Below are 13,396 nucleotides of genomic sequence, written 5' to 3' on the forward strand. Positions count from 1 at the left end.
CGGGGCTCCTACTGCAGTTGGGCGAGGCGTTCCCTTGCCATCGCGATCTGGGGGCCGTAGCGGCTGGGCGCGAGCGCCACGAACCGTTCGAACGTGGCCTTCGCCTCCGCCCGCTTGCCCTCCGCCTGCTGGGCCACGCCCAGCCAGTACCAGGCCCGGGTGTCGCGGGGGTTGGCGTCCACCGCCGCCTGCAGCTTCGCCTCGGCCTCGGGCATCATCCCCGCCTTGCCGAGCGTGACGCCGAGGTCGAGCAGGAGGCTCGCGTCGTCGGGATTGATGTTCACGGCGAACTGGCGCTGCGCGACCGCGCTGGGGAAGTCGCGCTGGGCCTCGTAGATGTTGGCCAGCCGCACGTTCGCCATGTAGTACCCGACGTCCTCGCTGAGCACCTGGCGGAACATCGTGATGGCCTCGCCGGTCTTGCCGTCGGCCTGCAGGATCGTGGCCAGGACGTAGCGGTACTCGTTCTCCTTGAGCGGCACGCGGGAGAACTCCCCCTTCCGCTCCGCCGAATCGGCCCGCGCGTGCTCGCGGGTCAGCAAGGTCCGGAAGTGGGTGGCGGCGATGTCATTCTTGTTCAGGTGCGCGGCCGCGATGCCCTTGTACCACAGCACCGAGGTGGGGATCCGGTCGGCGTACCGGTCGCCGTCGATCTCGCGGATCAGGCTGGCGAAGCGCCCGTGGCACTCCTCATAGTGCCCCTCCTGGCAGTCGGCGAACCCCTGGAAGAACAGCGCCCACGCCTCGCCGAGGTAGTCCCGGGCGTCGCCGAAATCGGGCTTCTTCCACTCGGCGGCGCCGAGGATCCGGAGGTCCACCATCGGGTCGATCAGGAAGGCGTGCCGGTACTCCCGGTCGGACTCCTTGAGGGCGGCCACCTGGTCGGCCGGCACCTCGTCGTTGACGATCTCGTCCCACAGCTTCGGCCGCCGGGCGAACGGGAGGTAGGCCAGCGCCAGGTGCGCCGGCGCGAAGCGCGGCTCGATCCGCACGGAGGTCCGGAGCGCCCGCTCGGCGTCGTCGAAGCGCTTCTCCTGCCAGTAGCCGAGCGCCACGTTGTAGTGCGCCGCGGCGTCGTTGGAGTCGGCCTTGACCCGCTGCTCCAGCTCGGGCAGGCGGACCGAGATCTTGAGCCGCTGCCCGGCGAGCGGCGCGGCGGCCAGCAGCACGGCGAGCGGCAGCAGACGACAGCAAGGCATGCGGATCCTCCGGGTCAGTTGAGCGCCGCGAGCCGGCGGCGGGCTTCGGTCTTCTGGTCATTGAAGCGGCTCGGGGCCAGCGCCAGGAACGTCGTGTAGGCGGCACGGGCCTCCTCCGTGCTGCCCACCTGCTGCGCCACGAACCCCAGCACGTACAGCGCGCGGTGGCTGCGCGGGTTGGCGGCCACCGCCTGGCGGAGCACCCCGTGCGCCTCCACCAGCTCCCCGGCGCGGGCCAGCGACTCGCCCAGGTCGAACAGCAGGGACGGGTCGTCCGGATTGGACGCCACGGCGCGACGGCGCTCCTCGAGCGCCGGGTTGGTTCGATGCTGGTCCTCGTAGATCCGGGCCAGCCGCACGTGCGCGGGGTAGAGCCCCACGTCATCGGTGAGCGCCTGCTGCAGCAGCGTCACCGCCTCGCGGCTCTCCCCCGCCAGGTCCAGGATGCAGGCCAGGGTGTAGCGATAGTGCGTGGCGTCGGTGAAGGCGAGGGTGGCGCCGCCGCCCAGGGCCGCGGTCGCCTCGGCCCGCGCCAGCAGGAGGCGCAGGTTGGCGGTGGCCCGCGGGAAGTCGTTGGTGTGCGCCGCCGCGAGCGCCTCGTACCAGAGGAACCAGCTGCCGAACTTCTCCCGCCGGTCCTGGTCGGTGGCCGCCCCGGCGAGTTCCCGGAAGAAGGCGTAGGCGTTGGCGTACTGCCCGTCCCAGAAGCTCCCGAAGCCGTTCATCAGGTAGGTGTAGACCGCCTCGGCGTTGCCCTTGAGCCCGAAGACCCCGGCGGGCGGGATCATGAGCGCCAGCGGCTTGAGGTCCACCAGCGGGTCGAGCAGGAAGGCCCGGCGGCGGAAGGCAGAGGCCTCCTCCACCCTGGGCTGCCACTCGGCCGGCACCTTCCCCTCCGCCTCCTCGTTCCAGAGCTTGTTGCGCCGCGCGTAGGGCAGGTACGACAGCGCCAGGTAGGCCGCGGCCGTGGCGGGCTCGATGGCGATCGCGCGCCGCAGGTGGAACTCCGCCTCGTCGTAGCGCTTGGCGAGCCAGTAGCCGAGGGCCACCTCGTAGTGGGTCGGGGCGTCGTTGGAGTCCACCCGGGCCCGTTCCACCAGCGCGTTGAGCGGCACCACCATCCGCACCCGCTGGGCGGCGAGCGGCGCGGACAGCAGGGCCAGGGCGAGCAGGCAGCACGGGGTCAGGACGCGCATCGGGACTCCACTCGTCAGGGCAGCCGGGCCAGGCGCTGAGCGCGGGGGTGGCGGCCGGCGGCACCGGCGCAGGATGCGCGGGACAAGGTTGGGACATGGGGAGGGGACTGCTGGGCAGGGAGGCCGCGCACGGCCAGCACTCCCGCGAGGAGCGGGGCGCAGGGGATCCAGCGCAGTGCTGCAATCGGTACGGCCATCGGGGCGGCCAGGTCCGGATGGGATGGCCTCAGTATGCCGCCGAGGGGTGCGGGGCGCCAGTCGGGGCTACGGCGCCTGGTACACCACCCGGCCCCCGGCCACCGTGGCCCGCACCGTGGCCTGGTCCAGCGTCTCGGGTGCGATGGTGAGCAGGTCATGGTCGAGCAGCACCAGGTCGGCGCGGTACCCCGGCGCGAGCTTCCCGCGGGTGCCCTCCGCGAACACCGCCCAGGCGTTCTCGCTGGTGTAGGCGCGCAGCGCCTCCTCCACCGTGATCCTCTGCTCCGGCAGCCAGCCGCCGGGGTTCCTGCCGTCGAGCGTCCGCCGGGTCACCGCGGCCCAGATCCCGAGCAGCGGGTCGATCGGGGCCACGGTCCAGTCGGAGCCGAAGACCAGGTGGGCCTTCGCGTCGAGCAGGGAGCGGAACACGTAGCTGTCGCCCACCCGGTCGCCGAGGCGCTTGCCCGCCCAGCGGCCGTCGTCGGCGGCGTGATAGGGCTGCATCGACGCCACCACGCCCTGCGCGGCCATGCGCTCCACCTCGGCCTGGCGGAGGTGCTGCGCATGCTCGATCCGGAAGCGGCGGTCGCGGGGGCCGTGGGCCTGCGCCACGCTGTCGAAGATGTCGAGGACGAGCGCGTTGGCCCGCTCGCCGATGGCGTGCACCACCACCTGCAGGCCGGCCGAGTCGGCGCCGCCGATCTGGGCCCGGAGCGACTCCTCCGGCGTCACCAGCAGGCCGCTGGTGGACGGGTCATCGGCGTAGGGCTCGAAGAAGAGCGCGGTGGTCGAGCCGAGCGAGCCGTCCACGAAGCCCTTCACGCCGGCCAGCCGGATCCAGTCGTCGCCCGGGCCGCGCGCGGCCACTGTGTCGGCCACGCGGCGCCAGCCCGCCAGCCCCGGAAAGAGCGTCACGCGCAGGGTGAGGGCCCCGCGCTCCCGGGCCCGGAGCAGCCCCGCGAACTGGCCCCACCCCGCGCTCACCGATGCCACCGCCGTGACCCCGCGCGAGGCGGCGTGCTGCATCGCCCGGCCGAGGGCGGCGTCGACCTGCGCCTCGCTGGGCTCGGGCACCACGCCGAAGACAGGGCTCATCGCCTCGTCCTTGAGCACGCCGGTGGGCTCGCCGCGCCGGTCGCGCACGATCGTGCCGCCGGGGATGTCCTTCGTTCCCCTGGCGATGCCCGCCGCCTTGAGCGCCAGGCTGTTGGCCAGTCCCATGTGGCCGTCCAGCCGCGACACGAACACCGGGTTGTTCGGGGTAACCGAGTCGATCCACTCCTTCCGGGGCAGCGGCGTGCCGGGCCACTTCTCGTGATCCCAGTCGCCGCCCAGGATCCACTCGCCCGGCCGGCGCTCCAGCGCGAACGCCTGGAGCCGGCGGGTGAACTCCTCGGGGCTGCTCGCGTCGCGCAGGTCCACGCTGGCCAGCTGGAAGCCGCCATCGAGGAAGTGGACGTGGTCATCCATGAAGCCGGGCACCACGAGGCCGCCGGGGTTATGGAGCACCCGGGTGCTGTCCCCCACCAGGCGCGCCACGGTAGCGCTGTCGCCGACGGCGACCACGGTATCGCCCCGGGTCGCCACCGCGGCGGCGAGCGGATGGGCGGAATCCCCGGTCCACACCTTCCCGAAGACCACGAGGTCGGCGGGCGGGGTGCCCGGGGCGCAGGCGGCGGCCAGCAGGAGGAGGAGCGTGACACCGGGGCGGCGGAGCATGGGCAGGACCCTCAGGCGCGGGGGCGCGGGTTGGCAAGCAGGTCGCGGATATCCATCAGGACCTCGAGCATCAGCTGGTCGCGGAGGTACCCGGCATCGAGCTCCTCCATGCGGCGGGCCTGCTGGTCGGCCCGAGCGCGCTCATACTGCTCGCGGTAGGCCGTTTCGAGGTTGGCGAGGATCTGGTCTCGGGAGCGCATGGGCAGGGGGCGGCTCGGCGGCTCGGCGGCTCGGCGGCTCGGCCGTGGAGGTTAGCGTGACGTGCGGTGGGGTGTAGCTTACAGCAACCTTTCCCCCGCTGCCACCATGCGCCTGCCCCTCCTGCTCCTCCTGCCGGTCGTCCTCGCCGGCGGCCTCGCCGCCCAGAAGCCGCGCGCCCGGGCCCTGGGCATCCCCTTCACCGGTACCCCCGGTCCGCTCAACGCCATCACCGACGTGGCGGGGGTGGAGGTGGGCCAGGTCACGCTGATCCGCGGGGAGGGCCGCCTGCGGGTGGGCAACGGCCCGGTGCGCACCGGCGTGACGGCGGTGCTGCCGCGCGGCAAGTCGAGCGTCCCGGTCATGGCGGCCTGGTGGACCCTCAACGGCAACGGCGAGATGACCGGCACCACCTGGCTCGAGGAATCGGGCTTCCTGTGGGGCCCGGTGATGATCACCAACACCCTGAGCGTGGGCGTGGTCCGCGACGCGGTGATCAGCTGGGCGGTGGCGCGGAGCTACGACGACTTCCTGTGGGCCCTGCCGGTGGTGGCCGAGACCTACGATGGCGGCCTCAACGACATCAAGGGGATGCACGTCACCCGCGAGCACGCGTTCCAGGCGCTCGATGGCGCCACCACCGGCCCGGTGGCCGAGGGCAACGTGGGCGGCGGCACCGGGATGGTGTGCCACCAGTTCAAGGGCGGCATCGGCACGTCCTCCCGCCGCTTCACGGTGCTCGAGGGCGGGTACACCGTCGGCGTGCTGGTGCAGTGCAACTACGGCGGGCGGCGCCGGCTCTCGATCGCCGGGGTGCCGGTGGGCCCGGAGATCCAGGGGTTCGAGCCCTGCCTCACCCTGCCCGACCCGGCGGAATCCTGGCTGCGCGAGGTGCCGCGCTGCGGCGCAGCGCGGGGCGACGGCCCGGCCGCCACCGTCCGGGAGGAGCTCGGTTCGATCATCGTGGTGCTCGCCACCGACGCGCCGCTGCTGCCGCACCAGCTCAAGCGGGTGGCGCGGCGGATCGCGCTCGGCATCGGCCGCATGGGCGGCATCGGCGGCGATTCCTCAGGCGACATCTTCATCGCCTTCTCCACGGCCAACGCGGCCGCGGGCGGCGTCGACTCCCTGGCGACGGCGCGCTTCATTCCCAACGACGCCATCAACCCCGTCTTCGAGGCGGCGGTGGACGCCACCGAGGAGGCGATCGTCAACGCCATGGTGGCGGCCGAGACGATGACCGGCAGCGACGGCTTCCGGGTGCACGCCCTCCCCACCGACCAGGTGCTGGCACTGCTGCGCCGCGCCGGGCGGATCCGGTGACCGCACCCGCCACCCCCCGCCCCGCCGCGCTCATCACCGGCGCCTCGGGGGGCATCGGGCTCGAGCTGGCGCGGCTCTGCGCCAAGGACGGGCACGACGTGGTCCTGGTGGCGCGGACCGCCGAGAAGCTCGAGGAGGCCGCGAAGTACCTCGCCGGGATGTACGGCGTCCGGGCCGAGGTGATCGTGGCCGACCTGCGCGACGCCGAGGCGCCGGTGGCCATCATGGAGGAGGTGGGCCGCCGGGGCCTGGTGGTGGACGTGCTGGTGAACAACGCCGGCGTGGGCCTCTGGGGGCTCTTCGGCCGGCAGGACATGCAGCAGGTGCTCGACCTGATCCAGCTCAACCTGACCAGCCTCACCCACCTGACCCGGCTGGCGCTCCCCGGGATGGTGAGCCGCCATCGCGGCCGGGTGCTCAACGTGGCCTCGGCGGGCGGCTTTGCCCCGGGACCGCTCATGGCGGTGTACTTTGCCACCAAGTCGTACGTCATTCACTTCTCCGAGGCCATCCACAACGAGCTGCGGGGCACCGGGGTGACGGTCACCGCGCTCTGCCCCGGCCCCGTGGCCACGGGGTTCGGCGAGGCCGCCGGGATGCAGGGCGTCAACCTGCAGGCCCTGCCCGGCGCGCTCGACGCCGCCGCCGTGGCCCGCGCCGGGTACCGCGCCATGCGGCGCGGGCGCCCGGTGGTGATTCCCGGCCTGGTCATGCAGCTCACCATCCTCGCCGGCAGGCTGTCGCCGCGGTGGCTGGTCACCCATCTCACCCGCTGGTTCCAGGAACGGAAGGGCACGTGACGCTGTCCGGCAGGAAGGTCCTCATCTTCGCGGCGAGCCACTACGAGGAGCTCGAGCTCTGGTACCCCAAGATCCGGCTGGAAGAGGAAGGGGTCACCACCGTGGTGGCGGGCGTCGGGGAGAAGACCTGCCTCGGCAAGCGTGGCGCGTACCCGGTGACTGTCGACGCCCACGTCGACGAGCTGAGCAGCCGGGAGTTCGACGGCCTCATCATCCCCGGCGGCTACGCTCCCGACATCCTGCGGCGGCACGCCAAGGTCCTGAGCCTCACCCGGGAGATCTTCGCGGCCGGTGAGCCCGTCGGCTTCATCTGCCACGCGGGGTGGGTGCCCATCTCGGCCGGCATCGTGCGCGGTCGCCGCGGCACCAGCGTCGGCGCCATCCGCGACGACCTGGTCAACGCCGGCATGACCTGGGAGGACGCCCCCGTGGTGGTCGACGGCAACCTGATCTCCTCCCGCACCCCGGCCGACCTGGGCCACTTCATGCGCGCCTTCCTCACGGCGCTCCGCGCCCAGCACTGACCCAGCACCACCTTCCGCCCCGGACCCCGATGCCGCTCACCGACCACCAGCGCCGCGTGGACGCCTGGATCAGCCAGTTCGAGGAGGGGTACTTCCACCCCCTCACCAACCTCTGCCGCCTGACGGAAGAGGTGGGCGAGCTGGCCCGGGAGGTGAACCACCGCTTCGGCCAGAAGACCAAGAAGGCCGACGAGGCGCCGGGCGACCTGGCCATGGAGATGGCCGACATCCTGTTCGTGCTCATCTGCATGGCCAACCGCGAGGGGATTGACCTCGAGGCGGCCTTCGGCCGCATGATGGCCAAGGTGGAGCAGCGCGACACCACCCGCTGGACCCGGAAGGGCGGCCACCCCGCCCCGGCCCAGGAGTAGCCCGCGATGGACCCGCTCGCACAACGCCTCGCCGCCGCGCTCGGCGACCGCTACCGGATCGAGGGCCAGGCCGGCCAGGGGGGCATGGCCACCGTCTATCGCGCCCGGGACCTCAAGCACGACCGCGCCGTGGCCATCAAGGTGCTGCGGGCCGAGCTCTCTGCCGCCATCGGCGGGCCGCGCTTCCTGCAGGAGATCGAGGTCTCCGCCCGGCTGCAGCACCCCCACATCGTCCCGCTCTACGATTCGGGCGAGGCGGACGGCATCCTCTACTACGTGATGCCCTTCGTCGAGGGCGAATCGCTGCGCGACCGGCTCACCCGGGAGCGGCGCCTCCCCTTCGCCGAGGCGGTGACCCTGGCGCGCGAGACGGCGAGCGCCCTGGCCTACGCCCACCAGCGCGGCATCGTCCACCGCGACATCAAGCCCGAGAACATCATGCTCTCCGGCGGGCACGCGGTGGTGGCCGACTTCGGCATCGCCCGCGCGCTCAGCGCCGCCCAGCAGGGGGGCGGCGGCAACCTGACCGGCATCGGCTTCGCTATCGGCACCCCCGCGTACATGAGTCCCGAGCAGGCCACGGCCAGCGAGGTGGACGGCCGCAGCGACCAGTACGCCCTGGCCTGCGTGTTCTACGAGATGGTGACCGGCGCCATGCCCTTCGCCGGCCAGACGGTGCAGGCCGTCCTGGCCAAGAGCCTGACCGGGCCCCGGCCGAAGCTCAGCAAGGTGAACCGCGAGGCCCCGGCCGACGCCGACGCCCCGGTGGCGCGCGCCCTCGACGCCGACCCCGCGAAGCGCTTCGACTCCGTCACCAGCTTCGCCGCCGCGCTCGAGCAGGCGGCGGGCGGCGGCGCGGGGGGCATGGCCGAGCGTCGGCGCCTCCGCCGCCTGGTGGTGGGGCTGCCGCTGGCGGTGGCGGCGGTGGCGGCCGTGGCCTGGTTCTTCGTGCCCCGCGGGGGCGTGGTGGTGGAGGGGGCGGAACGGATCGCGGTGCTGCCGTTCCACGCCTCCGGCGCCGGCGTGGAGCTGATGGGCGAGGGCATGGTGGACCTGCTCACCACCAACCTGAACGCGGTCGGTGGCATCCAGGCCGCGGAGCCTCGGGCCGTGCTGGCCGCCTGGCGGAAGCGCGGGACCGACGCCTCCGACCTCGAGGGCGCGCTCGCCGTAGGGCGCAGCGTGAAGGCCCAGGCCGTGATCCTCGGCAGCATCGTGGCCACTGGCGCCCAGGTGCGCCTCAGCGCCGACCTGTACGGGTCCGGCGGGAAGAGCCTCGCCCGCGCCCAGGTGGATGGCTCCAGCGACAGCGTGCTCGCCCTCGTCGACAGCCTGAGCCTGCGCCTGGTGCGCGAGATCTGGCGCTCCAACGAGCCGGTGCCCTCGGTCCGGGTCAGCGGGCTCACCACCGGCTCCCTCGCCGCCATGCGGGAATACCTCGCCGGCGAGCAGCACTACCGGCGCTCCGCCTGGGATTCCGCGGCGGCGGCCTTCCGCCGCGCCATCGAGCAGGACTCGACCTTCGCGCTGGCCCACTACCGGCTCGCCGCCACCCTCGGCTGGTCGGGCGGGATCGGGGTGGCGGCCGGGCTCGAGGCCAGCGACGCCGCGCGCCGCTTCGGCAACCGCCTCCCCCCGCGCGAGCACTCCCTGGTCATCGCCTACAACCTGTTCTCCCACCAGCGGCTGGAAGCCATCGATTCCGCCCGGGCCTACGTCGCCAAGTACCCCGATGACGTCGACGGCTGGTTCCTCCTCGGCGAGACGCAGTTCCACTCCCGCCAGCTCGTCGGGTACAGCCCCGACCAGCTGCGGGCCCCGTTCGACAGCGTGCTGGCCCGCGACTCCTCGCTCACCCCGGCGTCCATCCACCTGGTGGAGACGGCGCTCTCCACCCGCGACCGCCCGCGCTACGAGACCTACCTGCGGGTGCTCCAGAGCTCGGACAATGCGGTGGAGAACCAGGCCTATGCGGGAGCCGGCCGCCTGGTGTTCGGGGATGGCCTGGTGGACAGCGCCACCGCGCGCGCCATGCTGCGCTATGCCGCAAGCATCGGGGCCGCCCAGCTCAGCATCCAGCAGGGCGACCCTTCCTCGGACAGCCTGCTGGCCCGGTTCGAGTCCATACGGCAGTTCGTGTCGGTCAGCGGGCTCGGGATGGTCCAGTACTACACCGGCCGGGGATTGCTCCGCGCCAGCCTGGGCCAGCTCGCGGCGGCACGGGCGGACTTCGACACCGTCCGGACCACCAACCAGGACCAGGCGTACGGCATCCTGCTCTTCCCGCTGCTGCAGGGCTTTGCCCCCGCAGACTACGCTCCCGAGGTGCGGCAGCGCATGCTGGCCGCGCCGCGCCAGAACCCGTTCCAGGTGTACTACCAGGCGGCGGTCGCGCTCAACCTGGGCGAGCGGACCGAGGGGACCCGGCTGCTCGACAGCCTCCTGGCGCACCGCGATCCGAAGATGCCGCCGAAGATCTACGACGTGCTGCGGGCCACGCGGGGATGGGCGGCCATGATGGCGGGGGACACCGTCGGCGGCCTCGCGACGATGCGGAGCGCCCTCGAGGACGTGGGCGCCGGATGGAACAGCTTCATGACCGCCCCGCTGCGGCTGCAGATGGCCGCCGCCATGGCGCTCCGGCCCGAGACGCGCGACGCGGGGCGTCGCCTGCTCCGCCACGGCTTCGTCACCGATCTCGGCCTCGCGCCGCTCGCCACGTACGCGCTGGGGCGCGCCGAAGAGGCCGCCGGCAACCGCCCGGCGGCGGCCGAGGCATACGCCCAGTTCCTGGCGATGTGGGACAAGGCCGACCCGGCGCTCGCGCCCCGGGTGGCAGAGGTGAAGGACGCGTTGTCGCGGGTGACGGGCGAGCCGAAGTAGGCCGGCGCTACTCCCAGTCGGCCGGGGCGCTCTGGAGCTCGGCCAGCAGCACCCGGTAACTCTCGTGACGGCCGGGATCGATGGCGCCGGCCGCCACCGCGCCAAGGACCGCGCACCCCGGCTCGTGGGTGTGGCTGCAGTCGGCGTACTTGCACCCGTCCACCCGGGGGCGGAACTCGGGGAAGCAGTGCGCCAGGTCGCGCGGCGCGAGCCCCCACAGCCCCACCTCGCTGAACCCCGGCGTGTCCACCAGGAAGCCGCCCGCCTCGAGCGGCACCATCACCGCGCTTACCGTGGTGTTCTTGCCCCGGCGGATGCGCTCGCTGATCTCCCCGGTCCGCAGCCCGAGCCCCGGCTCGAGCGCATTGAGCAGGCTCGACTTCCCCGCCCCGCTCGGCCCCGTCACCACGCTGACGCGGCCAGCGAGGGCGGCGCGCAGCGCCTCGAGACCCTCGCCGGTCCGCACGCTGGTGCGGAAGACCCGGTACCCCGCGCCCTCCAGCCGCGTGGCGAGCACCGTGCCGGGCTCGAGGTCCGTCTTGTTGAGGATCACCGCGGCGGGAAGGTCGTTGGATTCGGCCACCACGAGCAGGCGGTCAATCAGCTGCGGGATGGGCACCGGGTCGATGGTCGCCGTGACCACCAGGACCTGGTCGATGTTGGCCGCCACCGGGCGGGTGCCGCGCCCCTCGGGCACCCGGCGCGCCAGCAGGCTCCGGCGCTCCTCTACCACGGCGATGCCCATCATGCCGCCCTCGCCCTCGAGGTCCAGGCCCACCCGGTCGCCGACCACCACCCGCGGGGTGTCCCGCTTCACCTTGCCCCGGAGCACCGCGCGGACTTCGCCGTCCGCGGTGAGCACCCGGTACGCGGCGCCGTCGCGCTCGAGCACCGTCCCGCTTACCACGTGCCGGGATCGCGACCGATGGCGTCGTCCAGGGCGGCCTTCACGTCGTAGAGGGAGAGGGCGCGGATCCGCTCCTCGGCCTCGGGGGCGCTGCGGCCCCAGGCGAGGATGCCGGTCTCGACATGCCCGCTGGGCCGGTCACCGGCCTCGGACCAGCGCACGAAGAGGAGGGAGGCGCCGTGCCGGCCCAGCTCGTCCGGCGCGTCGTCCACGTAGATGCCGACCGAGTAGGGCTGGCCGTCGTGCCCGGTGAACGCGGCGGCCCGCCCGTGCCGGTCCATGTAGCCGCCCAGGGTGGCTTCGGACATCGCTAGTGCCGCACCGCCTCGCGCATCACGTTGCCCAGGATGAATGCGATGTTCGCCGGCCGCTCGGCCAGGCGACGCATCAGGTAGGGATACCACTGCGTCCCGAACGGAACATAGACCCGCACGTTGAACCCGGCGCCCCGCAGCTCGTCCTGCAGGTCCCGGCGGACCCCGTAGAGCATCTGGAACTCGAACCGCGCCGGGTCGATCCCCTGCGCCTTCGCAAAGCTCCGCGCATGGGCGATGATCGCGGCGTCGTGGGTGGCCAGGCCCGGGTAGTTGCCCCGGAGCATCAGCTGCTCCATCAGGGTCACGTAGTGCCGGTCCACGTCGGCCTTGTCGGGAAAGGCCACCTCGGGCGGCTCGAGGTACGCGCCCTTGCAGAGCCGCACCCGTGCCTTCGCCTCGACCAGGCGCGCCACGTCCTCGGTGGAGCGCCGCAGGCACGACTGGATGACCACCCCCACGTGCGGCCCGAAGGCAGGATAGACCTTCTGGTAGAAGAAGTCGAGCGTCCGCTGGGTGTAGGCGGAGCCTTCCATGTCCAGCCGGACGAAGCTGCCGCGCGCCTTGGCCCGCTCGAGGATCGCCGTCATATTGGCCAGGCAGGCGTCGGCGCTGATGTCGAAGCCCATCTGGGTGAGCTTCACCGAGACGTTGGAATCGACCCCGGTCTCGCCGATCCGGTCGAGCATCTGGAGGTAGGTGTCCCGGGCCTGGGCGGCCTCCGACTCCCGGGTGATGCTCTCGCCCAGAAGGTCGAGCGTCGCGGTGATCTTCCGCCGGTTGAGCTCACGGGCCGCCTCCACCGCGGTGTCCACGGTCTCCCCCGCCACGAAGCGCGAGGCGAACTTCCGGGCCAGCGGGTTGCTGCGGACAAAGCGGAACACCTGCGGCTGCTCCGAGAGCCAGAGTAGGCCGGTGCGCATCATGTCAGGACATCCTCGAGGGGGCGTGCATGGGGGCAGAACGATATCCGGCGGCCGCGACGCCTACAAGCGATGAATAATCATGCGCGCTGACCCCGTCCGGATCGCGATGTGGTCCGGCCCGCGCAACATCTCCACCGCCATGATGCGCGCGTGGGAGAACCGCCCCGATGCCTGGGTGGTGGACGAACCCCTCTACGCCCACTACCTGACCCAGGTTGCGGTGGCGCACCCGGGCGTGGACGAGGTCATCGGCCACCACGAGACCGACTGGCGCCTGGTGGTCGCCGGCCTCACCGGGCCCATCCCCCACGGCCGGGCCATCTACTACCAGAAGCACATGGCGCACCACTGGCTCCCCCACCTGCAGGGCGAGTGGCTGCTGGCGCTCCGGAACGCCTTCCTCATCCGTCATCCGGCAGAGATGCTGCCGTCGCTGAGCGCCAAGATGGGGCTCCCCATCCTGCGCGATACCGGGCTGCCGCAGCAGCTGGAGCTGTTCCGCTTTGTCCGGGCCCGCACCGGCGTCACCCCGCCGGTGCTCGACGCCGAGGACGTGCTCCGGGACCCGCGCGGGCTGCTGGGGGAGTTCTGCGCTCGAATGGAGGTGCCGTTCAGCGAGCGGATGCTGGCGTGGCCGGCGGGACGCCGCGCCACCGACGGCATCTGGGCCCGGCACTGGTACGAGGCGGTGGAGCGCTCCACCGGGTTCGAGCCCTGGCAGGCGCGGCCCCGGCAGGTGGGACCGGAGCTGGAGCCGCTGCTGGCGGAGTGCCTGCCGCTCTACGAGGAGCTGTACCGGCACCGCCTGGGGGCCGGCGCCTGAGGGCCGGCCCCCGGG

13 protein-coding genes are annotated in these 13,396 nt (G+C 72.7%); 6 read left to right on the forward strand and 7 right to left on the reverse strand.

Features of this window, described 5'->3' with window-relative positions:
- Positions 1-8: 8 nt before the first annotated feature.
- From IPJ95_19820 to IPJ95_19835, 4 genes are all read right to left on the reverse strand, one after another.
- Entirely contained in the window at positions 9-1,199 is a 1,191-nt protein-coding gene (locus IPJ95_19820; protein ID MBK7925854.1) for a tetratricopeptide repeat protein, read from the reverse strand.
- A gap of 14 nt (positions 1,200-1,213) precedes the next feature.
- On the reverse strand, positions 1,214-2,395 hold the full coding sequence (locus tag IPJ95_19825; protein ID MBK7925855.1) for a tetratricopeptide repeat protein: 1,182 nt from the start codon (positions 2,393-2,395) through the stop codon (positions 1,214-1,216).
- 264 nt (positions 2,396-2,659) lie between these two features.
- Complete coding sequence (locus tag IPJ95_19830) at positions 2,660-4,312, reverse strand: amidohydrolase (GenBank protein ID MBK7925856.1); 1,653 nt, start codon at positions 4,310-4,312, stop codon at positions 2,660-2,662.
- Between the two features lie 11 nt (positions 4,313-4,323).
- On the reverse strand, positions 4,324-4,512 hold the full coding sequence (locus tag IPJ95_19835; protein ID MBK7925857.1) for a hypothetical protein: 189 nt from the start codon (positions 4,510-4,512) through the stop codon (positions 4,324-4,326).
- Positions 4,513-4,618: 106 nt separating this feature from the next.
- On the opposite strand from IPJ95_19835, the gene IPJ95_19840 reads away from it, so the two are divergent.
- The 5 genes from IPJ95_19840 to IPJ95_19860 are packed head-to-tail and all read left to right on the forward strand — an operon-like array spanning position 4,619 to position 10,411.
- Positions 4,619-5,833, forward strand: a complete 1,215-nt coding sequence (locus tag IPJ95_19840; GenBank protein MBK7925858.1) for a P1 family peptidase — start codon at positions 4,619-4,621, stop codon at positions 5,831-5,833.
- A complete protein-coding gene (locus IPJ95_19845; protein MBK7925859.1) occupies positions 5,830-6,633 on the forward strand; it encodes an SDR family oxidoreductase in 804 nt (267 codons plus the stop codon). Before IPJ95_19840 ends, IPJ95_19845 begins: the two co-directional genes overlap by 4 nt.
- Positions 6,630-7,157: a type 1 glutamine amidotransferase gene (locus IPJ95_19850; protein ID MBK7925860.1), complete on the forward strand. Its 528-nt coding sequence runs from the start codon at positions 6,630-6,632 to the stop codon at positions 7,155-7,157. The genes IPJ95_19845 and IPJ95_19850 overlap by 4 nt, the downstream gene beginning before the upstream one ends.
- 29 nt (positions 7,158-7,186) lie before the next feature.
- Positions 7,187-7,528, forward strand: a complete 342-nt coding sequence (locus tag IPJ95_19855) for a nucleotide pyrophosphohydrolase (GenBank protein MBK7925861.1) — start codon at positions 7,187-7,189, stop codon at positions 7,526-7,528.
- Positions 7,529-7,534: 6 nt separating this feature from the next.
- Entirely contained in the window at positions 7,535-10,411 is a 2,877-nt protein-coding gene (locus IPJ95_19860; GenBank protein MBK7925862.1) for a protein kinase, read from the forward strand.
- A gap of 7 nt (positions 10,412-10,418) precedes the next feature.
- Here IPJ95_19860 and rsgA read toward each other — a convergent pair whose 3' ends face one another.
- From rsgA to IPJ95_19875, 3 genes are read right to left on the reverse strand one after another with little or no spacing between them, the layout of a single operon-like run.
- Positions 10,419-11,318: a ribosome small subunit-dependent GTPase A gene (gene rsgA / locus IPJ95_19865; protein ID MBK7925863.1), complete on the reverse strand. Its 900-nt coding sequence runs from the start codon at positions 11,316-11,318 to the stop codon at positions 10,419-10,421.
- Positions 11,312-11,626: a hypothetical protein gene (locus tag IPJ95_19870; protein ID MBK7925864.1), complete on the reverse strand. Its 315-nt coding sequence runs from the start codon at positions 11,624-11,626 to the stop codon at positions 11,312-11,314. The genes rsgA and IPJ95_19870 overlap by 7 nt, the downstream gene beginning before the upstream one ends.
- A gap of 2 nt (positions 11,627-11,628) precedes the next feature.
- A complete protein-coding gene (locus tag IPJ95_19875; GenBank protein ID MBK7925865.1) occupies positions 11,629-12,558 on the reverse strand; it encodes a proline dehydrogenase family protein in 930 nt (309 codons plus the stop codon).
- Positions 12,559-12,664: 106 nt separating this feature from the next.
- On the opposite strand from IPJ95_19875, the gene IPJ95_19880 reads away from it, so the two are divergent.
- The gene (locus IPJ95_19880) at positions 12,665-13,381 is read left to right on the forward strand and encodes an HAD family hydrolase (protein ID MBK7925866.1); all 717 of its coding nucleotides are present in this window, start codon (positions 12,665-12,667) and stop codon (positions 13,379-13,381) included.
- Positions 13,382-13,396 lie beyond the last annotated feature (15 nt).

This window comes from Gemmatimonadota bacterium (assembly GCA_016713785.1).
Taxonomy (GTDB): Bacteria; Gemmatimonadota; Gemmatimonadetes; order Gemmatimonadales; family GWC2-71-9; genus JADJOM01.